Genomic DNA, 23317 nt, shown 5'->3' with positions numbered 1-23317 from the left:
CAGCACCTTCTATCCATACAAAGACATTTGCTCCGATTTCGGATCGCGACTTCACGAATCGATGCTTCCGAAGACATTCCGCAGTACCGAGCGTCAGGGCCAAGCGGTCACTCGGGCCACGGAGAAATCCGGGGCGCTTTCCATCGGCAGGACATGACGGGACATCGCGCGGCTCGTCGGCCACAGCGGGACGGCGGTCACGGAGGCGGTCTACCGCAAGCAGATCCGCACGGTGCTTTCGGCGGCGCGGAGGTCACGGACCGGATCTTCTCGTGAGCGGAGCGATAGTCACTCAGTTGGTCACCCGAAATACAGAAAGGGTGTCTCCCTCGCGGGTGACACCCTTGCCGACCAGCCAAAGCGTGGTCGGGACGACAGGATTTGAACCTGCGACCCCTTGACCCCCAGTCAAGTGCGCTACCAAGCTGCGCTACGTCCCGGTTTGTCCGTTGGCCCTTGCGGGCCGCCCCTCTCGGGCGGACGTCATAACCTTAGCGCAGATCCGGCGGGCATGTGCACGCCGAGGCGTCCGCCGGGAGATCGTGATCATATGAAAGCGAGGGGCATGTGGGGCGCAAGGCGCTGATCGACCAGGAGGAGCTGCGGCGGCTGGCAGGCCAGGGGCTGTCGAACGCGGAGCTGGCCGCCAGGTTCGGGGTGAGCGAGTCGGGGATCCTGCAGGCCAAACGCGCCGCGGGGCTGTCCAAGCCGATGCTCGACCACTCCCGGGCGATCCCGTGGAAGCTCGACCGCGCGCACAGCCAGTCCGGCCCGGCCACGAACCTGCGCAACCTGTCGTCCGTCGCCCAGGGGCGGGCGATTCCCGTGGAGAAGCTCAACACCGCGCTGCGCTGGGCCGACCGGCTGGTCGCTGCGGGGCTGGACATCGCCTACGACCCCGGGCACGGGTTCCGCGAGGTTCCCGCGGCCGAGGGCGGATCGCTGGTCGAGGCGGTTCTCGCGGCGGCGCGGGGGGCCGTCACCGGCCGGGAGGGGCCCGCGGACAACGACCAGGTAATACCGGAGTAAGCGGGCGGTTTCGGAACGCCTCTACGGGGCAGCGGGCGGTGACAACCGCTGACACGACCGGAGGCGCACATGTCCGCCGAGACTCTGATCTGGGTGGTCGTCATCGTGGTGGCGGTGGCGGCGATCATCGCAGTCGGCTACGTCGTACTGCAACAGCGACGCCGGCACCGGCTCCGCGAACGATTCGGCCCCGAGTACGAACGCACCCTTCAGGAACGCGAGAGCCGGCGCGAGGCCGAGCAGGAGCTCCTCGCCCGCGAGGAGCGTTTCAGCTCCCTTGACATCCGCCCGCTCGACGCCGGGACGCGCGAGTCGTACGCGAAGAAATGGACCGAGGTCCAGGAACGCTTCGTGGACGCCCCCGGGTTCGCGGTGACGGAGGCCGATCATCTGGTGACCTCGGTGATGGCCGAGCGGGGTTACCCGACCGACGACTTCGAGCAGCGGATCGCCGACCTGTCGGTGGCGCACGGCCGCACGCTCGACCACTACCGGCGTGCCCACGAGATCAGCGGCCGGGCCGCGCGCAAGCAGGCCTCCACCGAGGAGCTCCGGCAGGCCATGGTGCACTACCGCGCCCTGTTCCAGGAGCTGCTGGAGGCCGAGGAGTCCCGCGCGGTGAACGGTGACCACGCCCCGCGGCACGCCGGTCAGCGCCGCCAGGAGGCCCGTCCCGTACGGGACGGGGACGAACTGACCGGCGAAAGCGAGCGGAACACCCCCCGCGACCCCCGAGGACGGTGACCCGATCATGAATGACCGACCCGACCGGCTGGTGCACGGCCGCCCGACCCGTCCGGACGACGGCGTCCCGGGCGAGGACACGCAGCCGCACATCCCGCCGCAGCGCGGCGACACGGTGCCCCCCAGGCCGGAGGAGCCGCACAGCGGGCCCGGTGACGTGCCGGACCGTGACACGCCTCCGACCGGTGCGGACCGCGCCGGGACCGGCCGTCCCGTCCCGGAGGACGCCGGCCCCGGCGACCGGCCGCAGTCCCCGGACCCGGTCCACGCGGATCAGGACCCCTCCGCCCTGGAGCACGCGGACCTCGACGACCGGCCGGAGCCCTCGGGCGCGGACCCGGCGCCCCGGCGGACTCCGCGTGCCTCGCTGTTCGACCGGGACCCCGAGGATGTACGGCGGCGCTGGCAGGAGGTCCAGGTGGGGTTCGTGGACGATCCCCGTGACGCGGTGGAGCGCGCCCACTCCCTCCTCGACGAGCTGGTGACCTCGATCCGGACGGCGCTGGAGACCCGGGCCACCGATCTCCAGGCGCTCTGGAAGGAGGACGGCGACAACGACACCGAGCGGCTCCGTACGGCCCTGCGCGACTACCGGTCGACGTTGGAGGAGCTGCTGGGCCTGCCCATCACGTCAACCGGGAAGAGGTGATCCCATGCTCGCCATCGCCGCCGCCATCGTGTTCGGCCTCGGCCTGCTGCTCGACCTTCTGGACGCCAGCCTCGGGGCGGGCGTCTCGGCCACGACCTTCCTGCTGCTCGGCCTGCTGCTGCTCGCCCTGCACCAGGCGGGGATCGGCACGGCCGGGTGGCGCGGGGGGAACTGGCGCCGCAGGAGGTGACCGTTCCCCGGAGGAGAACCTCCTCGGGATCTCAGGGGGCGCCGCCCGGGCGGCGCCCCCTGTCCGTGCTTTCCGGGCGGTCGGGCGTCCGCGGCGGAGTTTCGCGGTTCTGAGGCGTCCGGTTCACCCGGCGTCGGGGCGGGCCGGGTCCGGGCGTGCCGCGAACTCGAACTCCTGGCGGGGGTTGGCGAGCGCGCCGAGCGAGGTGATGTCGCGGCGGAAGAGCAGCGCGAGGGTCCAGTCGACCAGCACGCGGACCTTCCGGTTGAAGGTCGGCACCCGCGACAGGTGGTAGGTCCGGTGCATGAACCAGGCCAGCGGCCCGCGCAGTTTGCGGCCGTAGATCTGCGCGACGCCCCGGTGCAGGCCGAGGCTGGCGACCGAACCGGCGTAGGCGTGCCGGTACGGCTTCCGCTCGGTGCCCCTGAGCGTGGCCAGCACGTTGGCGGCCAGCGTGCGGGCCTGCCGTACGGCGTGCTGGGCGTTGGGCGTGCACATCTCGCCGGGCCGGGTCAGGTCGGGTACGGCGGCGCAGTCCCCGGCCGTGAACACGGTGGAGGAGCCCTCGGCGAGGAGTTCGGCGGTGGCCTTGACCCGGCCCTTGTCGTCCAGAGGGAGGCCGCTGGCCCGCACCAGGGGGTGCGGTTTGACCCCGGCGGTCCACACCAAGGTCGAGGAGTCGAGCTCGGTGCCGTCGTCGAGGACGATCCGGCCGTCCTCGGCCGACTTGAGGCGGGTGCCGAGGCGGACCTCGATCCCCCGGGCGCGCAGCTGCTCCAGCGTCCAGCGGCCCATCTCGGGGCCCACCTCCGGCAGGATCCGGTCGGTGGCCTCGACCAGGAGCCAGCGCATGTCGCCGGGGTCGATGGAGGGGAAGTAGCGGCAGGCGTCGCGGGCCATGTCCTCCAGTTCGGCCAGGGCCTCGACTCCGGCGTAGCCGCCGCCGACGAAGACGAAGGTGAGGGCCTTGGCGCGGACCGTCCCGTCGGTGGTGGAGGCGGCGAGGTCGAGCTGGGCGAGGACGTGGTTGCGCAGGTGGATGGCCTCCTCGACGGTTTTGAAGCCGATGCCGCACTCGGCCAGGCCGGGGATGGGCAGAGTCCGCGAGACGGAGCCGGGGGCGAGGACGAGGAGGTCGTAGCCGAGGATGCGCGGGGGGCCGTCGTGGGGACGCATCTCGACGGTGCGGCCCTGGGGGTCGACGCCGATCACCCAGCCGTTGAGGATCTCGCACCTGTTCAGGACCTTGCGCAGGGGGACGACGACGTGGCGGGGCTCGACGTTGCCCGCCGCCGCCTCGGGGAGGAACGGCTGGTAGGTCATGTACGAGTCGGCGTCCACGACGGTGACGTGGGCTTCGCCGCGGCGGAGGCCGCGCTGGAGTCGCAGGGCGGTGTACATGCCGACGTAGCCGCCGCCGACGATCAGGATGCGGGGAGGATTGGTCATGGAGGCGCCTCTACCCGGAAAAACCGCCTCGGATCGCTCTGTTTCCGGCGGCGGGGTTCCGGTCGCCCGGCACGCCGGAGCCCGGCGCTCCGGGGGCCCGAGAGCGCTGGAAGCCGGTCGCGGCGGATGCCGTACCCCGGGACGCCGGACCGCGAAGGACCCCGGAGCGTCAGACCGCGAAGGACATGGTGACGACCGTCCCGTCGAGGCCGGTCTTGAAGTCGATGGCGGAGCTGACCATCCGCGCCACCCACAGCCCCATGCCGCTGGTGGCGTAGGCCGCGGGGGGCGTCTGCCCGGGAGCCGCCGGGAGGGCCCAGCGCCCCTCGTCGCGTACTTCCACGACGAGGGAGTCGCTGGTGGTCCACATGCGCAGCAGCGCCTTGGCGGTGGCGTGCCCGTGGGTGACGGCGTTGGTCGCCACCTCGTTGACCGCGACGAGGAAGTCGGCCAGGCGCTCCTGGGCCATCCCGCCCCGGAGGGCGTGGACGGCCGCGAAGTCACGCACGTCGGGCAGGTCGGGCAGGCAGAAGGTGAGTTCGGCCAGGAATCCGCGAACGGGGGAGGTCGGCGGCGCGTCGTCGCCCGCCGTGGAGCGAATCGAACGAGTATCGTCCTCGTTCACTCGTGATCCGCCTCCCCTGTACCGCGGCAGCGCCGCCCTGAGTGCCTGGGGTTCACCGAAACGCACTCTATTCCACCTCAGACCCCGCCGATTCCGGTGCCCCGTAACGGAGGGCATATTCAGCATTCCGCGACGAGTTCTTCGCGGAGCTGGTCGAGCACCTTGCGAAGGATCCGGGAGACGTGCATCTGGGAGATGCCGAACTCGGCCGCGATCTCGGCCTGGGTCATGTTGCCGAAGAAACGCAGCAGCAGGATGTTCTTCTCCCGCGACGGCAGCTTGTCGATCAGCGGCTTGACCGCCTCGCGGTCCACCAGCACGGACAGCGTGTCGTCCTCGTCGGGGATGACGTCGCCCAGCGCGGCCGCGTCCTCCTCGGTGCCGAGCGGCGCGTCGAGCGAGAGCGCGCTGTAGGCGGCCGAGGCGTCGAGGGTGAGCAGGACGTCCTCCTCGGAGATGTTCATCTTCACCGCGAGCTCCGCGACCGTGGGGGCGCGGCCGAGCTCCTGGCTGAGGTCGGCGACCAGCCGGTTCAGCTCGGCCCTGCGCTCCTGGTAGACGCGCGGCACCCGGATGGCCCAGGTGCGGTCGCGGAAGTGGCGCTTGACCTCGCCGGTCATGGTGACGACGGCATAGCCGCGGAAGGCGTGGCCGAGGGTCGGGTCGTACCCGTTGATGGCCTTCATCAGTCCGACGTACGCGGCCTGGAGGAGGTCCTCCAGGGGTTCGCCCCGGTAGCGGTAACGGCGGGCGATCTCCATGGCCAGGGGCCGGTGCATCTCGACGATGCGCTCACGCAGGCGCTCTGCGCGGTATTCGGAGACCTCAGGCAGGACCATCTCTGCGAGGAGTTCCTCGGCGGTCATGTCGTTGAGTTCGATTGCCTGAACAGACATTGCTGCTCCCTGCTATGACTGTCGAGCGGCGCCGACGCCAGCGGAGCAGTTTCCGGGCAGACGGCATCGCCTCGACCACTTTTCGAGGCGAGGCCCTCTGCTGGACCTCGGATCGAGTATTCCCCCGATTGCGGGAGTATTACTCCCCGCCAGGTAACAGTAAGGTTGCTATGCGAACGGCGAGGAGGATTTGGGTGACGGTGTCGGAGAACGGCGATGGCTCGGCTGCCCTGACCTTGGAGTCGGCGGCGGTCGGCGGGGTCAACGTGATCCGGGTGACGGGTCTGCTCGACGCCACCACCAGGGATCAGTTCGCCGACTACCTGGCGGCGGAGGCCGCCGAGCACGGCGCCGACATGGTCCTCGACCTGAGCGGGGTGACCTTCATGGACTCCCGGGCGCTCGGGCTCATCGTCCACCAGTGGCAGGTCAGCACCGCGGAAGGCGGCAGGTTCGCCCTCATCGGGGTGGAGTACGCCAAGACCAGGGTGATGTGGATCACGGGGCTGGCGCAGCGGCTGCCGCTCTACGACACGATCGACGACGCCCTGGCCGCGTTCGGCCGGTCCGCCTGACCTCGGCCGGTCCGTCCGGCGCCGCTCTCCCCCGGGTGGCGCGGCGGGTCAGTCCCGCTTGGCGCCCCGGTTGCGCTGGTGCTCGTCGACCAGGAGCCTGGCCAGGTCCGCCACCTTCACCTGGTGGTGCTGGGAGACCCGGCGCAGCTCGTCGAAGGCGGCCTCGGCCGAGCATCCGCTGGACTTCATGATGATGCCCTTGGCCTGGTCGATGACGGCCCGGCCGGCCAGCGCCTCCTGCATCTGGGCGGCGTCGGTGCGCACCTCGTCGTAGTCCCACATGTTCGCCAGGGCCACGGTCACCTGCTCGGCCAGCATGCCGGCCAGCGAGGGCACGCCCCGGGGGGCGAAGACGTCGGGGCGGACGCCGTACAGGCCGAGGACCAGGACCGCGCGCTCGACGTTGATCGGCACCGTCAGGACCGAGCGGACCCCGCACCGGACCGCCATGGCCGAGTAGTCCGGCCAGCGGAAGTCCCGCAGCACGTCCGGGACGATCACGTGGCCGCCGGTGACCCGGGCCTCGGCCGAGGGGCCCTCGCCCAGCTCGCTCTCGCTGTCGACGAGGATGACGAGCTCGCTGTGGGAGGCCGAGACCACCAGCCGCTCCTGCTGCCAGAGCTCGGCGGTGCCGCCCGCGCAGCCGGGCACGCCGCCGGCGAGGGTGGCCGTCAGCCCGCGGAGTACGCTCTCGCTCGACGTCTCTTCACTGACCCTGCCGAGGGCGGCAAGGTCACGGGCGAGAACGGGCGTCACCATATCCATGTCGTGCGACCCCTTCCCCGTATGGATAACTTAATCACTATCTGACCGCACATCGATAAGCTTCACCGGGTGGCGTAGCGTCTACGACGGGACGAGCCTCCTCCCGGCCGGCGACTAGGACGAGCATTGACCGAAGCCCTTGGCCTTCCGGCCCTGGAACAGGCGCTGAGCGCGCTGGCCGCCAGGGTCTCCTCGCTGCGCGAGACCCGCTCCGCCTACCCAGCCGATCCGCGGTCCACACTCGATGCGGCTCTCGCGGAGCTGGACACCGCCCGCGAGCTGCTGGACTCCGCCCTGCACGAGCTGCGCAGGGCGCCCAGGCGGTCGGGGGGGCGGGAGAGCGGCTCGCAGCGGGAGCTGAAGCTGCTGCGCCAGGTGTTCAAGACGTTCCCGGTCCCGGTGGCGGTGCTGGACGGCTCGGGAGTGGTCCGGCGGATCAGCGCGGAGACCTCCCGGATGCTGGGCAGCCCGGCGGGCTACCTGATCGGCCGCTCGTTCGCGCTGTTCGTCGACGTCTCCCGGCGGGCGGCGTTCCGCTCCCACCTCACCGCCGTGCGCCAGGGCGGCCGGACGGTGACCTTCCAGACCCGGCTGGCCCACCAGGGCCGGGCGCACACCGTGCAGCTCGCCCTGACCCGGCTGACCATGCCGGGCGAGCCGCACGAGATGACCGCGGTCCTGGTCCTTCCGGTGGAGGCGCAGGTCACCGAGACGCCCGTGGGGCCGGTCGACCGCTCGGACGCCGCCCTGGTGCTCGCCGCGGCGCGCCGCCAGGAACTGCTGTCCCGCATGACCCGCCTGCTGCTGGACGAGGACAGCCTGCGCCAGCCGGTGACCGTCACCCGGGCCGCCAGGTTGCTGGCCTCCGAGCTCGCCGACTGGGTGATCGCCGACGTGGTCCGCGACGGCTCGCCCCGGCGTGCCTGCGTGCTCGGTCCCGCCGACAGGCCGGTGGGCGAGCTGGTCCGGCTGGTCGAGAGCCTCAACCCGCTGGCCGCACCGCTCGTCGCCCACGTGCTGTCGGGCGGCTCCGGCGTGGTCCACGAGATGCTGGAGGAGGAGACGCTGCTCGGCGGCGTCCCCGACGGGCCGCCGCTGCTGCGGGTGATGGGCGCCGCCTCCGTGCTGTGCGTGCCGATCCAGGGAGAGGACGGCCCCGCGGGCTCCCTGACCCTGTTGCGGTCACGCGACCGCGAGCCGTTCACCCTGGCCGATCTGGGCCTCATGGAGGAGATCGGCGTCCACCTCGGGCTGGCGTTGCGGGCCCGGCGCAGCTTCCAGGACCGCTCCCAGGCCGCCGAAGCGCTGCGCACCAGCGTGGTGCCCCGTGCGCTGCCCGACATCCCCGGGTTCGAGGCCGCGGCCATCTACCATGCGGGCTCCAGCCCGGTCGGCGCCGAGTTCTACGACGTCTTCCCGGTCGCGGGCGGGTGGGGTTTCGCGCTCGGCGGGGCGGCGGGCAAGGGCGAGGAGGCCGCCTCGGTCAGCGCCATGGTGCGCAACGGGCTGCGCGTGCTCAGCGTCTGGGAGAGCGACCCCGGCGAGGCCCTGGGCAAGCTCAACCATGCCCTGACCGCCCAGCGCACCGGCATGTTCGTGATGGCGGTGGCCGGGTTCGTCAAGGGGCGCCGGATCAGGCTGGCCAGCGCGGGCCACCATCCCGCCGCGCTGCTGCAGCCCGACGGCACGGTGCGTTTCACCGCCGGAGGCGGCGTGCCGCTGGGCATCTCGCCCGACAGCGAGACGTTCGGCGAGGAGATCACGATGGCCTCCGGCCAGACCCTGCTCTTCTACTCCGACGGGCTGGTCACCTCGCGCAACGACCGGGGCGAGGCCTACGGCGAGGGCCGGCTGGCCGACGTCCTGGCGCGGTGCGTCTCGCAGGCGCCGGCCGCCGTGGTCAAGACCGTCGAGGAGGACCGCCACGCGTTCTCCGGAGGAAGAGTGTGGGACGAGATCGTGATACTTGCCCTACGCGTTGTGTAAGGATCGTATAACTTAGCGTTTCACCGCCCGGTGTGCGCCAGGGTCGAGCGACGCGGAGACGAGGTAGTGCAGGCGAGACGACGAGATCACCGGCCGGGTCCCGGCGCCCCGGCCCGCGCCTGACAGGAACGCGATGACTTCCATCCACCAAGCGGCGGTCTACGACTCCGACGAGCGGTTCCTGGCGATGGCTCTGCCGTTCATCTCCGACGGGCTGGCCAAGGGTGATCCGGTGCTGGTCGTGACCACCTCGGCCAACCTCGATCTGCTCAGCGACGCCCTGGGCCGCGACGGCCGGCGGGTGGACTACGCGGAGACCGCCTTCCTGGGGCGCCGGCCGGTGCAGCGCACCACCGCCTTCCACCGCTACTGGCGGCGGCGCGGGCCCGAGGCGCCGTACGGCGGGCACGTCCGGGTGATCGCCGAGCCGATGTGGATCGGCCGTTCCCCCCGGGACATGCTGTCCTGGCAGCGCATGGAGTCGGTTTTGAACCTCCTGATGGAGGGCACCAACCTCTGGATGATCTGCCCGTACGACGCGCGGGTCCTGGAACCGCGCCTGATGACGGCCGCACGGCGCACGCACCCCGTGCTGCTGGAGGACGGCGCCACGGTGCCCTGTCCCGAGTACACCGCCCCGGTGGACTTCGTCCGCGAGTGCGACGCCGTACCGCTGCCGCAGCCTCCGGCGGAGGCGGTCTCCCTTCGCGCGGAGAGCCTGCAGGCGCTGCGTTCCTTCGTCTCCGACCAGGCGTCCTTCCTCGGGCTGACCCGCGATCGGGCGACCCTGCTCGCGGTGGCCGTCAACGAGGTGGCCACGCATCTGGACCCGCCGGTCACCGCCCATCTGTGGGAGAGGTTCGGCGCGATCACCTGTCAGATCCACCGTCCCGCGGGGGGCCTGACCGATCCGCTCGCCGGTTTCGTCCCGCCGAGCCCCAGCTCCGGCCCGGGTGACGGGCTCTGGATCGCCCGGCAGCTCTGCGACCGGCTGGACATCCACCACGACCAGGGCGGATGCGCGGTCCAACTGCACGTGCCGAGCGCCCGTGCGGAAGAATTGCGACAGAGTCGGAAATACTGAGGTTTGCACGCGGCGACGATCCGGGTATGGTCTCAGGCATACAGATGAGTGCCTAAGACGCAGGCACCCCTGGAAGTCCAGGCTTTCCATGCCTATCTCCCCCAGAGGTGTGCCGTGAATATTGCATTTGTCTCTTCTGACGCCCTGTCTGCCACTCAGGACCAGTCCGGCCTCTCCGCGCAGCGGAACCAGATCATGGCCGTCGCCCGCGAACTGGGCAGGGAGCACAAGGTCACGATCTACACGCGCAGGGGCTCCGACTCCGGCAAGGCGCGCGTGCGGGTGGCCCACGGCGTCACCTTGGAGCATCTGCCCGCGGGACCCGCCCAGGACCTGCCCGAGGACGGGGTGCTGCCCTACCTCCCGGACCTGGGCGGTGAGCTGATGCGCCGCTGGGGTCAGGACCGGCCGGACGTCATCCACGCCCACTCCTGGACCGGAGGCCTGGCCGCCATCGCCGGCGCGAGCGGCCTGCACGTACCGGTCACCCAGACCTTCACCCGGCAGAGCGAGAGCACCGACGACGCCAGGAAGATCCGGCTGCAGCGCGCACTCGGCCGCCGGGCCAGCGCGGTGATCGCCGGATGCGGCGACGAGGAGTCGGAGCTGATCCGGCTGGGCGTGCCGCGCCGCAACATCGCCGTGGTCCCCTGCGGCGTCGACGTCGAGCGCTTCCGGCGCCAGGGACCGTCCGCACCGCGCGGCACCCGGCCGCGGCTGCTGCACGTGGGGCCGCTGTCCGACGCCAGGGGCGTGCGGACGGCGATCCGGGCGCTGGGCGGCATCCCCGAGGCGGAACTGCTCATCGCCGGCGGGCCCGCCGCGGCGGACCTGGACAACGACCCCGACGCCTACCGTGCCCGGCTGCTGGCCAAGGAGCTCGATGTCGACGACCGCGTCACCTTCCTCGGGCAGGTTCCGCACGCCTCGATGCCCAAGCTGATGCGCAGCGCCGACGTGGTGGTCTCGCTGCCCCGTGAGGCCGCGGGGGGCGTCGTCGCACTGGAGGCCATGGCCTGCGGCGTGCCGGTCATCGCCTCTGCGGTGGGCGCGCACCTGGACTCCATCGTGGACGGGGTCACCGGCCTGCTGGTCGCGCCGGACCGTCCCGCGCAGACCGCCCGGCTCACCCGCGAGCTGCTCGCCGACCCCACCCGGCGCACGGCGCTGGGCTTCGCGGCCGCCGACCGCGTCCGCTCCCGCTACTCCTGGGAGCGGATCAGCCAGGAGCTCGTCCGCGTGTACGAGGACGCCCTCGCCGCCCAGCACTGACCCCGCCGCTCCGGACCGTCCGCCTCGGCTCACACTCCGGCCCCCGTACGGCCTCCTCCGGGCCCGTGCGGGGGCCGCTCCACGCCCGCGTTGATCGGCGCTTCTGGATGGATATACCTTTTACCGCATGTTGATTCATCCCTGGGACGCCGCGACCGAGGACGAGGCACTGGCCTTCGTCCGGGCCAACGAGTTCGGCCACCTGGTCGCCGCCGGACGGGATCGCGAGGTCCCGGTCGTCGTCCCGACCCAGTTCCTGCTCACCGGCGACCGCATGGTCCTGCTCCACCTCGCCCGGCCCAATCCGATCTGGGCCGCGATCGAGGAGAACCCGGCCGTGCTGCTGTCCGTCGCGGGCGACTGGGCCTACGTCCCGGGCGCGTGGAAGATCCTGCCCGGCGAGGACGACCCGCGCCGGGGCATACCGACCACCTACTACGCGGCGGTCCAGCTCCTCTGCCACGCCGAGGTCGTCACCGACGCCGAGGGCAAGGCGGAGATCCTCCGCGCGCAGATCGGCCGGCTGGAGCCGGAGGGCGCCCTGGTCGACCCCGCCGAGCACGAACGGCGCTTCGCCGGGATCCGGGGCCTGCGGCTGACGGTCCGGAAGGTCGACGGCAAGTTCAAGTACGGCGGCAACGCCGACGCCGAGCACCGGCGGCATGTCGCCGGGCGGCTCGCCGAACGCGGCGGACCGGGCGACGCCGCCGCCCTCGCGCATCTCATGCGGAGATCGGAGGGATGACCCCCACGCGAGGATTGGGGGGAAAATCCCGTGCGCCCGCCGTACCCCTCTGCCAGGGTCAGGGTACGGGAGGCGATGAATCATGGATCTCGGTGACGCCAAGGAGTTGTCCAGAGCGCTCGGCGCCCTCATGCAGGAGGCCCACACGGTCCTGGCCGAGGCGAAGGGGACACCCGAGCTGGTGGCCAGGGTCACCGGCCATCTCGGCTGCGACCTCAAAAACGTGGTCTCGATCACCGAGTCCTTCGCGGCCTGGGAGCACGCCAACCTCCAGCGCGGCGTGGACGCCTATCTGGCCCGCCACAGCCCGCAGGCCGAGTGGTTCGGGATCTCCGGGCAGGGCCGCGAGCACAACGACTACGTGAACATGCTGGCTGGCTCGGCGCGCGGCTTCGAGTGGTTCGAGATCGGCGCGGTCGACTACGCCACGGCGGCGGTCGGCCCCGACGAGACCATGGAGGTCATCGCGCTCGGGCTGGTCCTGACCCGCTCCCCCGGCGGGTCTCCCGTGGTGGTCGGCCTGCGCGGCCCCCAGGAGCACGGGGCGCCGCAGGCGGAGGTCACCGTGCTGGCCGCCGAGCGGCGCGACGCCGTCGCCGTCCGCGACGAGATCGGGCGGCTGATGCGCGAGCACGACGTCTACCGGGGGCAGGTGCTGTCGTTCGCGTGGAGCGAGCACCGGGGCAACGACCTGGTGAGCTTCCTGCCCCGGCCGGCCGTCTCCGCCGACCAGGTGGTGCTGCCCGAGGGCGTGCTCGACACGGTGGAGCGGCACATCGTCGGCATCGGCGAGCTGGCCGCACGGCTGCGCGAGCACGGCCAGCACCTCAAGCGCGGCCTGCTGCTGCACGGCCCGCCCGGAACCGGCAAGACCCACACGGTCCGTTACCTGATGGGCCGGCTGGCCGGCTCCACTGTGATCGTGATGACCGGGTCGGCGATCAGGTTCGTCAGCGAGGCCGCCGGGCTGGCGCGGCGGCTCCAGCCCGCCCTGGTCATCCTGGAGGACGTGGACCTGGTCGCCATGGACCGCTCGTTCCATCCCGAGGGCAACCCCCTGCTGTTCGCGCTGCTCGACGCCATGGACGGGGTGGGCGCCGACTCGGATGTGACGTTCGTGCTGACCACCAACCGGGCGGGGGTCCTGGAGCGGGCGCTGGCCGACCGGCCGGGCCGGGTGGACCTGGCGGTGGAGATCCCCAAGCCGGACGCGGCCGGCCGGGCCGCACTGCTCCGCCTCTACGCCCGCGACCTGCGCCTGGAGGCCGATCTCGGCCCGGTCGTCGCGAAGACCGAGGGCGCGACCGCCTCGTTCTTCAAGGAACTGCTGCGCCGCGCGGTGCTGATCGCCCTGCGCGGCAACGCCGCCGGAACCGGGAACGCCGTCTCCACGCTCACGGACGCGCACCTGGGCACCGCGCTGGAGGAGATGCTCGGCGAGCGCGAGACGCTGACCCGGGCCCTCCTCGGGTCGGGAGAGCACGACGCGGACGAGGACCCGCCCGTGACGGTCTCCGGCGAGGCGTATCCCGGCGACCACGGCGGCGAGGGCTTCACCATGTTCATCGGCCGCGACCGCTGATCTCGCGGACCCCGCCGCCCGCGGTGGCGGCCCGTCCCCGGCCGCCGCGGCTGCCGCGGCCCCGGGACGCGGTCGCCAGCACCGAGCCGCCGAGGATCAGCGCGAACGAGACGAGGACCGGCACGGTGAGCGGCTCCGCGAGCACGGCCACGCCCGCGGTGACGGCGACGGCCGGGTTGACGTAGGTGAACACCAGCGCCCGGGAGGCGCCGGCCTCCCGGATGAGGGCGAAGAACACGACGAACGCCAGCGCCGTGCAGACGACGGCGAGGCCGGCGAGCGCGGCGAGCACCCGGCCGGCGGGCAGCGCGTCCGGCCAGGTCATGATCGCCGGAGGTGTGTAGACCAGTGCCGCCAGCCCCAGGCAGGCGACGGTCATGGGCAGGGCCGGGACGTCCCGCAGCCGTCGCGCCGCGATCATCGGGGCGACGGCGTAGCAGGCCGCGGCCAGCAGCACCTCGGTGATCGCCCAGGGGTCCCCGCCGCGCAGCTCCGGCGCCGCCAGGACGGCCACCCCGGCCAGCCCCACGGCCAGGCCGGCCCACCGGGTGGCGCCGAGCCGTTCGGTGTCGCCGGCCAGCCGTCCGGCCACCGCCGCCATGACGGGCGAGGCCGCGATGAGCAGGCCGGTCATCGAGCTGGTGAGGTGGCGCTCGGCGTCCGACAGCAACCACCACGGCACGATGATCTCTATCGCCGCGAAGGCGGCCAGCGGCCGCCAGTGGCGGAGGAGGCCCCGCAACCGGCCCCCGCCCAGCGCCAGCGGAAGCAGTACGGCGGCGCCCACCGCGGTCCTCGCGAACACCAGCACCGGAACGGAGACACCGTCCACCGCCACTTTGATCAGCAGGTACGGGATACCCCAGATGACGCTCATCAGGGCGAACAGGACCCAGCCGCGCCCGCTCACAGGATCACGCCCCGGGCCGGGCCGGCGGCCCGCCCTCCGGCCCGGCCCCGCCTCCCGGCACCGGCGCCGCGTGACCCACGCCCCCGGACGGACCGTGTGTCGGCCACCGTCTCCACTTCCCGACCTCGTTTCCTCGCAATCGCGTCGATGAGGATCCTAGAAATGTGATTGGCCATATGTAAGAACCAATATCGACCATAATGATTGGGCCAATGAGGGAGGCGGATGGAGTTCCACATCGGGCTCGCCGGACGCGGCGACCTGGCCGCGCGGATCTACCGGCAACTGCGCGAGGCCGTCCTCGACGGCCGCCTGCAGCCCGGGGAGCGTCTGCCGCCCACGCGCGAGCTGGCCGGGCGGCTGGGCGTCGCGCGCAACACGGTGACGGTGGCCTACGACCGCCTCACGGCCGAGGGTTTCCTCACCGGCAAGGTCGGTGCGGGCACGTTCGTGTGCGCGCAGCCGCTCGCCCGCGCGCGGCCGCGGAACGCCCCGGCGGGCGGCGACGTGCGGCCCCGGCCGGTGTGGCGGTCCATACCGGCCCCGGACGGCCCCGGGCACGCCGCGCCCGGGAGCAGCACGGCCGGTGACGGCAGGCCGCTGTACGACTTCCGGGTCGGCACCCCCGATCCGGCGCTGTTCCCGCTGGAGACGTGGCGGCGGCTCGTCGCCCGCGAGCTCAGCCGCTCGACCGTCGGGCTCCCGGAGTACGCCCAGCCCGCCGGGCACGCCGGCCTCCGGGAGGCGATCGCGCGGTACGTGGGCGTTTCCCGCTCGGTGCACGCCGGCGCCGGCGACGTCCTGGTCACCCAGGGCGCGCAGCAGGCGCTCGACCTCGTCGGCCGCGTGCTGATCGAGCCGGGCGACCGCGTGGCGGTCGAGGAACCGGGATACCCGCCCGCCCGGCTGCTGTTCCGGTCACTGGGCGCTCGCGTGACCGGCGTCCCGGTCGACGCGGAGGGGCTGGACGTGGCGGCCCTGCCGGATGACACCCGGCTGGTCTACGTCACGCCCTCCCACCAGTTCCCGCTGGGCACGCCGATGTCCCTTCCGCGCCGCGCCGCGCTGCTCGCCTGGGCGCAGCGGCACGACGCCGTGGTGATCGAGGACGACTACGACAGCGAGTACCGCTTCGGGGGCCGCCCGCTCGAATCGCTGCAGAGCCTCGACCGGTGCGGTCGCGTCGTCTACGTCGGGTCCTTCTCCAAGACGCTGCTGCCCATGCTGCGGCTCGGTTTCCTGGTCGCCCCGGCTTCGCTGCGGCCCGCGCTGCTCAGCGCCAAACGACTCGCCGACTGGCACGGTGACCTGATCGCCCAGGGGGCCCTGGCGCGCTTCATCGACGAAGGGCTGCTGTCGCGCCACATCCGCAAGACGACCCGGGAGTACGCGGCACGCCACGCGAAGATCACGACGGTGCTCCGGGAGCGCTTCGCGGACCGGTTGCGGCCGGTGCCCTCGGCCGCGGGCCTGCACCTGTGCGCGAGGCTCGCGCCGGACGCCGCGATCGATCTGGAGCAGGTCGTCGCGCGCGCCCGCGGCGCGGGGGTCGGCGTGGAGAGCCTGGCGGGCTACTGCGGCGAGGAGCCTGCGCAGGCGGGTCTCGTGCTCGGCTACGGCGCGGTGCGGCCGGAGCGGATCGACGAGGGGCTGCGGCTGCTGGCGGAGTGCTTCGGCGCCGGCTGACCGTTCGCGGCTTGCGCCCTTCCTCCGGGAAGGGGCGGGCCCGGCGGGCCTCCGGAGCGCGGTCACGATGTCCGGCTGCGAGACAACCGCGAAATCACAATAAGTCCGTTATCGGCGGTAGATCACTGCTTTGATGGGGCGCATGTCGATTCGCAGGATGTCCCTTGGCATTGCCGCAACGGCCCTGTCCCTCTCCCTCCTCCCCGTGCAGGAAGCGCTCGCCGATCCCGGCTGGGGCGAGCCGGTCCTGGAGGAGCACTTCGACGGCACCCGGGTCGACGGCCGCACGTGGGCCGTCTACCACTCCCCCGGTGCGCAGACCAATCCCCGGACCCGCAGGGCCGCCAGCGTCAGCGGCGGCACCCTCCGGCTCAAGGGCGGGATGTACGGCGGCACCGACCTCTCCGGCGGCATCGCCAGCCACCTGTCGCAGCAGTACGGACGCTGGGAGGTGCGCATGAGGGCCGAACGCGGCGCCGGGTACACCCCGCTGGCCCTGCTGTGGCCGGACGTCCAGGGCAAGCCCGACTACGCCGAGGTCGACTTCGCCGAGATCATCGATCCGAGCCGCCGGTCGGGCGGGATCTTCGTGCACCGGGGCGAGCGGCGGCAGGCCCAGCGCACCGTCAGGACCGACTTCACCCGCTGGCACACGGTCGCGGTCGACTGGCTGCCGGGGCGGCTGACCTTCTGGCTGGACGGTGAGAAGGTGTGGGACTACCGGGGAGCCAACGTGCCCCGCGGGCACTCCATGCACCTGGCCCTGCAGAACGACGTGACGTGCAACGAGTGGTCGCCGTGCCGCAACGCCTCCACCCCGTCCACGGTGAGCATGTACGTCGACTGGGTGAAGATCTACCGGTTGAAGGGCTACTAGCGTCCTTGTGACGGCGGGAGACGGCCCAGGCGGCGCCGGAGACCGGCGGTGGTGGCCTTCCCGGTCCCCGTCCCGCCCGGCCCCCGGTACGGCGCCGTACCGGGGGCCGGGCGGGACGGCCTCAGCGCAGGAAGGCGGCGGCGACGCCTGCGTCCACCGGAATGTGCAGGCCCGTGGTGAGCGACAGGTCCCCGCCGGTGAGCGCGAAGATCGCGGCGGCGATGTGCTCGGGCAGCACCTCGCGCTTGAGCAGGGTGCGCTGGGCGTAGAACTCTCCGAGCCTGTCCTCTTCCACCCCGTAGACGGCGGCCCGGTTGGCACCCCAGCCGGAGGCGAAGATGCCCGAGCCGCGCACCACCCCGTCGGGGTTGACGCCGTTGACGCGGATGCCGTGCTCGCCCAGCTCGGCCGCCAGCAGCCGCACCTGGTGGGCCTGGTCGGCCTTGGCCGCGCCGTAGGCGACGTTGTTCGGCCCGGCGAAGACCGCGTTCTTGGAGGAGACGTAGACGATGTCCCCGCCCATCCCCTGGGTGATCATGACGCGGGCGCTCTCCCGGGAGACCAGGAAAGAACCGCGGGCCATCACGTCGTGCTGCAGATCCCAGTCGTCCAGGCTGGTCTCCAGCAGCGAGCGCGACAACGACAGCCCGGCGTTGTTGACCACGAGGTCGACGCCGCCGAAGGCCAGCACGGCCTGCCGCAGGGCCGAGACGACCTCCTCCTCGGAGGTGACGTCGGCCCGTACGGCGATCGCCGCGTCCCGTGCCCGCGGCGCCCCGGCCCCGATCTCGGCGGCGACCTTCTCGGCGGCCGGGTCGCGGTCGGCCACCACCACGCAGGCGCCCTCGGCCGCCAGTCGGCGGGCGGTGGCCGCGCCGATGCCGGAGCCGCCGCCGGTGACCAGCGCGACGCGGGCGGCCAGCGGCCTGGGCGCGGGCATGCGGCGGAGCTTGGCCTCCTCCAGTTCCCAGTACTCGATGCGGAACTTCTCCGCCTCCGGGATCGGCGCGTACGACGACAGCGCCTCCGCCCCGCGCATCACGTTGACCGCGTTGACGTAGAACTCTCCCGCCACCCGGGCGGTCTGCTTGTCCTTGCCGAAGGAGAACATGCCCACCCCGGGAACCAGCACGATCGCCGGGTCGGCGCCGCGCATGGGCGGCGAGTCCGGATCGGCGTGCCGGGCGTAGTAGGCCGCGTACTCCTCGCGGTAGGCGGCGTGCAGCTCGCGCAGCCGCGCGGCGGCCCGCTCCACCGGCGCGTCGGCGGGCAGGTCGAGCACGAGCGGGGCGACCTTGGTGCGCAGGAAGTGGTCGGGGCAGGAGGTGCCCAGCGCGGCCAGGCGCGGATGCTCGGCGCGGGCCAGGAAGTCCAGCACCTCGGGCGTGTCGGTGTAGTGGCCGACCACCGGGTGGTCGGTGGAGGCCAGGCCGCGTACCAGGGGGAAGAGGGCGGCGGCGCGCTCGTGGCGGGCCTGCTCCTCCAGCGGCTCGTAGCCGGGCAGCACGGCGCCGAACGGCTCGGGGCGGCCGTGCTCGGCGATGTGCGCCTCGGCCGTACGGATGATCTCCAGGGAGCGCGCCCGGCACTCGTCCGACGTGGCGCCCCAGGCGGTGATGCCGTGCCCGCCGAGGATCACCCCGATCGCCTGGGGGTTGGCGGCGGCGACGGCCGCGATGTCGAGGCCGAGCTGGAATCCCGGCCGGCGCCAGGGCACCCACAGCACCCGGTCCCCGAAGATCCGCCGGGTGAGCTCGGGCCCGTCGGCGGCCGTGGCGATCGCGATGCCCGCGTCCGGGTGCAGGTGGTCCACGTGCGCGGCCTCGACCAGGCCGTGCATGGCGGTGTCGATGCTGGGGGCGGCACCGCCCCGGCCGTGCAGGCAGTAGTCGAAGGCGGCGACCATCTCGTCCTCGCGCTCCACCCCCGGGTAGACCTCGGCCAGGGCGCGCAGCCGGTCCAGCCGGAGTACGGCCAGGCCCGCCGCGGTGAGCGTGCCCAGGTCACCGCCCGAGCCCTTCACCCACATCAGCTCGACGTCGCCGCCGGTCGCCGGGTCCGTCTCCGTCCCCTTGGCGGAGGCGTTCCCGCCGGCGTAGTTGGTGTTGCGCGGGTCGGCACCCAGCGCGTGCGAGCGCCGCAGCAGTTGCTCAACCGGCGATGTCATTACATATCCCCTAATAGATTCACAGTGGTTTGACGTGCTCTCTGCAGTCCCGATCCCGGGACCCGGTGGTTGCGTGCCCCCGGGATGCGCACCCGGGGCGGGCGGGTACCCGTCACGCCCCCCAGCCCGCCTGCGCCCCGCCGACACGCTCGGCCGCGATCGTCTCGAAATAGCCCGACCGGGCGTAGGCCGCCATCGGGTCGGGGTCCAGACCCGTCTCCTCGCGCAGCGAGGCCAGCAGCGGCCGCACGTCGGTGTTGTAGGCGTCCATCAGCACCGCGTTGGCGCCCAGCACGTCCCCGGAGGACTGCGCCACCGCCAGCGCCGCGCGGTCGACCAGCAGCGCCTTGGCGGTGGCCTCCTGCACGTTCATCACCGAGCGGATCTGGCCGGGGATCTTCGGCTCGATGTTGTGGCACTGGTCGAGCATGAACGCCACGCCCGACCGCGGGTCCAGCCCGCCGCCGCGCACCACCTCGCACATGATCCGGAACAGCTGGAACGGGTCGGCCGCGCCCACCATCAGGTCGTCGTCGGCGTAGAAGCGGGAGTTGAAGTCGAAGCCGCCGAGCTTGCCCTCGCGCAGCAGGAACGCCACGATGAACTCGATGTTGGTCCCCGGCGCGTGGTGCCCGGTGTCCACCACGACCTGCGCTCTGTCGCCGAGCCTGAGGCAGTGGGCGTAGGCGGTGCCCCAGTCGGGCACGTCGGTGGCGTAGAAGGCCGGCTCGAACAGCTTGTACTCCAGCAGGAGGCGCTGCCCCTCGCCGAGCCGGCCGTAGACCTCCGACAGGGCCTCGGCCAGCCGGTCCTGGCGGGCGCGGATGTCGTCCTGGCCGGGGTAGTTCAGGCCGTCGGAGAACCAGAGCTTGAGCGTGCCGGAGCCGGTGGCGTCCATGATGTCGACGCATTCGAGCAGGTGGTCGGTGGCCTTGCGGCGTACCCGGGCGTCCGGGTGGGTGACGCTGCCCAGCTTGTAGTCGTCGTCCTGGAAGACGTTGGAGTTGATCGCGCCGATTCCCACGCCCAGCTCCCGGGCGTGCCGGGCGAGGCCGGCGTAGTCGTCCACCCGGTCCCACGGGATGTGCAGCGCCACCGTCGGCGCGATACCGGTGTAGCGGTGCACCTGGGCGGCGTCGGCGAGCTTCTCGTACGGATCGCGCGGCACGCCCGGCTGGGCGAACACCTTGAAGCGGGTGCCGGAGTTGCCGTACGCCCACGACGGCGTCTCGATGCGCTGCGCCCGCAGCTGGACTGTTATGTCCATTTCTGTCCCCGATTCGGTCAAGGTGGAAAACCTCTGCCAGCGGCCGCATGCCCTCGTCCGGGCGTCCGTCGAGACCGGTGATGAACGGCGCCGAACGACGTGCTCACCTGACGCGGGGCCAGGACGGGGACAGGGGGTGCTGGCATGAGCTCCCTCCAGAAGCTTCTAAAACGTTTCAATCGAGACCTGGACAGTAGGTCAGGGGATATGGCACGTCAATAGCGAATTTCCCGGACGCGACAGAGGCATGATCTTCCGGTCGGCCTGCATCCGAGGCCATCTTGCCGAACGATGGTTGTTACGTTTTAATCTGGGGGTCCATGGTCAGACGACAGTGAGGCCCGATGAGCGCTGCAGGCATCAGGCAGGTCGCCGAGCACGCCGGGGTGTCCCCCGGCACGGTGTCGAACGTGCTGAACCGGCCGGAGAAGGTCTCGCCCTCGACCCGGGCCCGCGTCGAGGCCTCGATCCGGGAGCTGGGGTTCGTCAGGCACGGCTCGGCCTCGACGCTGCGCGCCGGGCACAGCACGACCATCGGGCTGTCGGTCATCGACATCGGCAACCCGTTCTTCACCGACGTCACGGCCGGCGTCGAGGACGTGGCCAGCGACCGCGGCTACGCGGTGATCCTCAGCAACTCCGCCGGCTCCCGGAGCAAGGAGGAGCGCAACCTTCTCGTCCTCGCCGAGCAGCGGGTCCGCGGTGTGCTGATCACCCCCTCCGACGACAGCCCCGAGCCGCTCGACCGGTTGCGCGAGCGCGGGATCCACGTCGTGCTCGTCGACCATCCCGCCCACCGGCCCGACCAGTGCTCCGTCGCCGTCAACGACGTCGTCGGCGGCCAGACCGCCGTCGCCCACCTGCTGTCCGGGGGCGCCCGCGACATCGCCTACGTGACGGGACCGCTGACCATGCGGCAGTGCCTGGACCGCAGGGCCGGCGCCGGGCGGGCGCTGCGCGGCCGGCCGCTGCGCGTCGTCGAGATGCCCGCGATGACGCCGCGGGCCGGCCAGCAGGCCGCGGAGAAGCTCCTGTCCGAGGGAGACCTTCCCGACGCCGTCTTCTGCGCCAACGACCTGCTCGCGCTCGGCATGCTGCGCGGCCTGATGCACGCGGGGGTCCGGGTGCCGGACGACGTCGCGCTGATCGGCTACGACGACATCGACTTCGCCGCGGCCTCGGCCGTCTCGCTCACCTCGATCCGGCAGCCCACCTACCAGCTCGGCAGGACGGCCGCCGAGCTCCTGCTCGACGAGTGCGACAACCCCGGCACCCACGCCCACCAGCAGATCATGTTCCAGCCCGAACTCGTCGTCAGGGAGTCCACCCGGTGAACCGCTTCGCCGCCGTCGACCTCGGAGCCTCCAGCGGCCGCGTCATGGTCGGCGAGCTGTCCCCGGACGGCCTGGGCCTGTCCGAGGCGCACCGCTTTCCCAACCGGCCGGTCCGGGTGGCCGGCACGCTGCACTGGGACATCCTCGGTCTCCACCGCGAGGCCCTGTACGGCCTGCGCCGGGCGGGACGGGTGCACTCGATCGGGATCGACTCCTGGGCGGTCGACTACGGGCTCGTGGACTCCGCCGGAGCCCTGCTGGGCAACCCGGTGCACTACCGCGACGGCCGCACCGCCGGGGCGGCCGGACGCGTGGCCGCCCACATCTCCGACGCCGAGCTGTACGACGTGTGCGGCCTGCAGTTCCTGCCCTTCAACACCGTCTACCAACTCGCGGCCGATCGGCTGGAGCACGCCGAGCGCATGCTGCTCATCCCCGACCTGCTCGCCTACTGGCTCACCGGCGAGATCGGCGCGGAGCTCACCAACGCCTCCACCACGGGCCTGCTGGACGTGCGCACCCGTGACTGGGCCTGGCCGCTGATCGAGCGCCTCGGCCTTCCCGCCCGGCTGTTCCCCCCGCTGCGCGCGCCGGGCGAGGCGGTGGGGCGGCTGCGCCCCGACGTCGCCGACGAGATCGGCCACGCGGCCGGCGTCGTGGCGGTCGCCTCGCACGACACCGCCTCCGCGGTCGCGGCGGTGCCGGCCACCGGGCGGAACTTCGCCTACGTCTCCTGCGGCACCTGGTCGCTGGCCGGGGTCGAGCTGGAGGCTCCGGTGCTCACCGAGGAGAGCCGGGCGGCGGGCTTCACCAACGAGGCGGGCGTCGACGGGACCGTCAGGTACCTGCGCAACGTCATGGGACTGTGGCTGCTGCAGGAGTCGCTGCGCGCCTGGGGCGAGCCCGAGCTCGGCCCGCTGCTGGCCGCGGCCGGATCCGCCCGCCCGTTCGCCGCGGTCGTCGACCCCGGCACCCCCGCCTTCCTGCCGCCCGGCGACATGCCCGCCAGGATCGCCGAGGAGTGCCGCCGTACCGGGCAGGAGCCTCCGGCCGACCCCCCCGCGTTCGTCCGGTGCATCCTGGAGAGCCTGGCCCTGGGACACCGCTCGGCCATCCGGCAGGCGGTCGCCCTGTCCGGACGGGAGATCGAGGTGATCCACCTGGTGGGCGGCGGCAGCAGGAACGCCCTGCTGTGCCGGCTCACCGCCGACGCCTGCGGCCTGCCGGTCGTCGCCGGTCCCGTCGAGGCCACGGCCCTGGGCAACGTCCTGGTCCAGGCCCGCGCGGCCGGGCAGGTCTCCGGCCTCGCCGAGATGCGCGCCCTGGCGCGCACGCAGCCGCTGACGCGCTACGAGCCCGCCGGTGACGGCGCCCGCTGGGCCGAGGCCGAGGCGTTTCTGGCCCGCGCGCGGGCGCTGCGGGCGGGATGACGGCGCGGGGGCCGCGGCCGCACCGAACCGAACCGCGGTGACGGCGGGGAGCAGA

At 72.4% G+C, this 23317-nt stretch carries 21 protein-coding genes and 1 tRNA gene; 14 read left to right on the top strand and 8 right to left on the bottom strand.

What is annotated here, in order from left to right:
* Positions 1-363: 363 nt before the first annotated feature.
* Positions 364-440, bottom strand: a tRNA-Pro gene (locus tag HS041_RS18260).
* Between the two features lie 127 nt (positions 441-567).
* Here HS041_RS18260 and HS041_RS18255 point away from each other — a divergent pair.
* The 4 genes from HS041_RS18255 (at position 568) to HS041_RS18240 (ending at position 2612) form a co-directional block, all read left to right on the top strand.
* Entirely contained in the window at positions 568-1029 is a 462-nt protein-coding gene (locus HS041_RS18255) for a hypothetical protein (RefSeq protein WP_196441858.1), read from the top strand.
* 69 nt (positions 1030-1098) lie between these two features.
* Positions 1099-1773, top strand: a complete 675-nt coding sequence (locus HS041_RS18250; protein WP_230879114.1) for a hypothetical protein — start codon at positions 1099-1101, stop codon at positions 1771-1773.
* Between the two features lie 7 nt (positions 1774-1780).
* Positions 1781-2422, top strand: a complete 642-nt coding sequence (locus HS041_RS18245) for a hypothetical protein (RefSeq protein WP_196441857.1) — start codon at positions 1781-1783, stop codon at positions 2420-2422.
* A gap of 4 nt (positions 2423-2426) precedes the next feature.
* Entirely contained in the window at positions 2427-2612 is a 186-nt protein-coding gene (locus HS041_RS18240; RefSeq protein WP_196441856.1) for a hypothetical protein, read from the top strand.
* A 123-nt stretch (positions 2613-2735) separates the two neighbouring features.
* Here the strand turns inward: HS041_RS18240 and HS041_RS18235 are convergent, their stop codons facing one another.
* The 3 genes from HS041_RS18235 to HS041_RS18225 all read right to left on the bottom strand — a co-directional run bounded on the left by HS041_RS18235 (position 2736) and on the right by HS041_RS18225 (position 5582).
* Positions 2736-4061 (bottom strand): NAD(P)/FAD-dependent oxidoreductase, encoded by a 1326-nt coding sequence (locus HS041_RS18235; RefSeq protein WP_196441855.1) that lies wholly within the window; start codon positions 4059-4061, stop codon positions 2736-2738.
* A gap of 169 nt (positions 4062-4230) precedes the next feature.
* Positions 4231-4686: an ATP-binding protein gene (locus HS041_RS39365; RefSeq protein WP_307845353.1), complete on the bottom strand. Its 456-nt coding sequence runs from the start codon at positions 4684-4686 to the stop codon at positions 4231-4233.
* Positions 4687-4805: 119 nt separating this feature from the next.
* Positions 4806-5582, bottom strand: a complete 777-nt coding sequence (locus HS041_RS18225; protein WP_196441854.1) for a SigB/SigF/SigG family RNA polymerase sigma factor — start codon at positions 5580-5582, stop codon at positions 4806-4808.
* A 194-nt stretch (positions 5583-5776) separates the two neighbouring features.
* Between HS041_RS18225 and HS041_RS18220 the strand changes: the two genes are divergently transcribed.
* The gene (locus tag HS041_RS18220) at positions 5777-6157 is read left to right on the top strand and encodes an STAS domain-containing protein (RefSeq protein WP_307845352.1); all 381 of its coding nucleotides are present in this window, start codon (positions 5777-5779) and stop codon (positions 6155-6157) included.
* A 48-nt stretch (positions 6158-6205) separates the two neighbouring features.
* Here HS041_RS18220 and HS041_RS18215 read toward each other — a convergent pair whose 3' ends face one another.
* Positions 6206-6916: an ANTAR domain-containing response regulator gene (locus HS041_RS18215; protein ID WP_230879113.1), complete on the bottom strand. Its 711-nt coding sequence runs from the start codon at positions 6914-6916 to the stop codon at positions 6206-6208.
* A 132-nt stretch (positions 6917-7048) separates the two neighbouring features.
* Here HS041_RS18215 and HS041_RS18210 point away from each other — a divergent pair, with 132 nt between their 5' ends.
* The 5 genes from HS041_RS18210 to HS041_RS18190 all read left to right on the top strand — a co-directional run bounded on the left by HS041_RS18210 (position 7049) and on the right by HS041_RS18190 (position 13591).
* Positions 7049-8908, top strand: coding sequence for a SpoIIE family protein phosphatase (locus tag HS041_RS18210; protein ID WP_196441851.1), 1860 nt, complete (start codon positions 7049-7051; stop codon positions 8906-8908).
* 133 nt (positions 8909-9041) lie between these two features.
* Positions 9042-9992 (top strand): sensor histidine kinase, encoded by a 951-nt coding sequence (locus HS041_RS18205; protein ID WP_196441850.1) that lies wholly within the window; start codon positions 9042-9044, stop codon positions 9990-9992.
* Between the two features lie 195 nt (positions 9993-10187).
* Positions 10188-11264, top strand: coding sequence for a glycosyltransferase (locus tag HS041_RS18200; RefSeq protein ID WP_230879112.1), 1077 nt, complete (start codon positions 10188-10190; stop codon positions 11262-11264).
* Between the two features lie 127 nt (positions 11265-11391).
* The gene (locus HS041_RS18195) at positions 11392-12009 is read left to right on the top strand and encodes an FMN-binding negative transcriptional regulator (protein ID WP_196441849.1); all 618 of its coding nucleotides are present in this window, start codon (positions 11392-11394) and stop codon (positions 12007-12009) included.
* A gap of 82 nt (positions 12010-12091) precedes the next feature.
* A complete protein-coding gene (locus HS041_RS18190; protein ID WP_196441848.1) occupies positions 12092-13591 on the top strand; it encodes an AAA family ATPase in 1500 nt (499 codons plus the stop codon).
* Here HS041_RS18190 and HS041_RS18185 read toward each other — a convergent pair.
* Positions 13572-14501 (bottom strand): DMT family transporter, encoded by a 930-nt coding sequence (locus HS041_RS18185; RefSeq protein ID WP_196441847.1) that lies wholly within the window; start codon positions 14499-14501, stop codon positions 13572-13574. The genes HS041_RS18190 and HS041_RS18185 overlap by 20 nt on opposite strands.
* Positions 14502-14726: 225 nt before the next feature.
* Between HS041_RS18185 and pdxR the strand changes: the two genes are divergently transcribed.
* Together pdxR and HS041_RS18175 are read left to right on the top strand one after the other, a co-directional pair.
* Positions 14727-16187 (top strand): MocR-like pyridoxine biosynthesis transcription factor PdxR, encoded by a 1461-nt coding sequence (gene pdxR, locus HS041_RS18180; protein WP_196441846.1) that lies wholly within the window; start codon positions 14727-14729, stop codon positions 16185-16187.
* A gap of 157 nt (positions 16188-16344) precedes the next feature.
* Positions 16345-17064: a glycoside hydrolase family 16 protein gene (locus HS041_RS18175; protein WP_196441845.1), complete on the top strand. Its 720-nt coding sequence runs from the start codon at positions 16345-16347 to the stop codon at positions 17062-17064.
* A 121-nt stretch (positions 17065-17185) separates the two neighbouring features.
* Here HS041_RS18175 and HS041_RS18170 read toward each other — a convergent pair whose 3' ends face one another.
* Together HS041_RS18170 and rhaI are read right to left on the bottom strand one after the other, a co-directional pair.
* A complete protein-coding gene (locus tag HS041_RS18170; RefSeq protein ID WP_196441844.1) occupies positions 17186-19231 on the bottom strand; it encodes a bifunctional aldolase/short-chain dehydrogenase in 2046 nt (681 codons plus the stop codon).
* Between the two features lie 112 nt (positions 19232-19343).
* A complete protein-coding gene (gene rhaI, locus HS041_RS18165; protein ID WP_196441843.1) occupies positions 19344-20498 on the bottom strand; it encodes an L-rhamnose isomerase in 1155 nt (384 codons plus the stop codon).
* Positions 20499-20842: 344 nt separating this feature from the next.
* Here rhaI and HS041_RS18160 point away from each other — a divergent pair, with 344 nt between their 5' ends.
* Both HS041_RS18160 and HS041_RS18155 read left to right on the top strand, forming a co-directional pair.
* Positions 20843-21832: a LacI family DNA-binding transcriptional regulator gene (locus HS041_RS18160; protein WP_196441842.1), complete on the top strand. Its 990-nt coding sequence runs from the start codon at positions 20843-20845 to the stop codon at positions 21830-21832.
* 44 nt (positions 21833-21876) lie between these two features.
* On the top strand, positions 21877-23262 hold the full coding sequence (locus HS041_RS18155) for a rhamnulokinase (protein WP_196442569.1): 1386 nt from the start codon (positions 21877-21879) through the stop codon (positions 23260-23262).
* Positions 23263-23317: the final 55 nt, after the last annotated feature.

Origin of the sequence: Planomonospora sp. ID67723 (assembly GCF_015711605.1) — a bacterium.
Taxonomy (GTDB): Bacteria; Actinomycetota; Actinomycetes; order Streptosporangiales; family Streptosporangiaceae; genus Planomonospora_A.
This window is presented reverse-complemented; position numbering and strand designations above follow the sequence as displayed.

Coding starts and splice junctions, on each gene's coding strand:
- HS041_RS18250 (WP_230879114.1), top strand. CDS start 1,099: ATGTCCGCCGAGACTCTGATCTGGGTGGTCGTCATCGTGGTGGCGGTG.
- HS041_RS18245 (WP_196441857.1), top strand. CDS start 1,781: ATGAATGACCGACCCGACCGGCTGGTGCACGGCCGCCCGACCCGTCCG.
- HS041_RS18240 (WP_196441856.1), top strand. CDS start 2,427: ATGCTCGCCATCGCCGCCGCCATCGTGTTCGGCCTCGGCCTGCTGCTC.
- HS041_RS18235 (WP_196441855.1), bottom strand. CDS start 4,061: ATGACCAATCCTCCCCGCATCCTGATCGTCGGCGGCGGCTACGTCGGC.
- HS041_RS18225 (WP_196441854.1), bottom strand. CDS start 5,582: ATGTCTGTTCAGGCAATCGAACTCAACGACATGACCGCCGAGGAACTC.
- HS041_RS18215 (WP_230879113.1), bottom strand. CDS start 6,916: ATGGTGACGCCCGTTCTCGCCCGTGACCTTGCCGCCCTCGGCAGGGTC.
- HS041_RS18205 (WP_196441850.1), top strand. CDS start 9,042: ATGACTTCCATCCACCAAGCGGCGGTCTACGACTCCGACGAGCGGTTC.
- HS041_RS18200 (WP_230879112.1), top strand. CDS start 10,188: ATGGCCGTCGCCCGCGAACTGGGCAGGGAGCACAAGGTCACGATCTAC.
- HS041_RS18195 (WP_196441849.1), top strand. CDS start 11,392: ATGTTGATTCATCCCTGGGACGCCGCGACCGAGGACGAGGCACTGGCC.
- HS041_RS18190 (WP_196441848.1), top strand. CDS start 12,092: ATGGATCTCGGTGACGCCAAGGAGTTGTCCAGAGCGCTCGGCGCCCTC.
- pdxR (WP_196441846.1), top strand. CDS start 14,727: ATGGAGTTCCACATCGGGCTCGCCGGACGCGGCGACCTGGCCGCGCGG.
- HS041_RS18175 (WP_196441845.1), top strand. CDS start 16,345: ATGTCCCTTGGCATTGCCGCAACGGCCCTGTCCCTCTCCCTCCTCCCC.
- HS041_RS18170 (WP_196441844.1), bottom strand. CDS start 19,231: ATGACATCGCCGGTTGAGCAACTGCTGCGGCGCTCGCACGCGCTGGGT.
- rhaI (WP_196441843.1), bottom strand. CDS start 20,498: ATGGACATAACAGTCCAGCTGCGGGCGCAGCGCATCGAGACGCCGTCG.
- HS041_RS18160 (WP_196441842.1), top strand. CDS start 20,843: ATGAGCGCTGCAGGCATCAGGCAGGTCGCCGAGCACGCCGGGGTGTCC.
- HS041_RS18155 (WP_196442569.1), top strand. CDS start 21,877: ATGGTCGGCGAGCTGTCCCCGGACGGCCTGGGCCTGTCCGAGGCGCAC.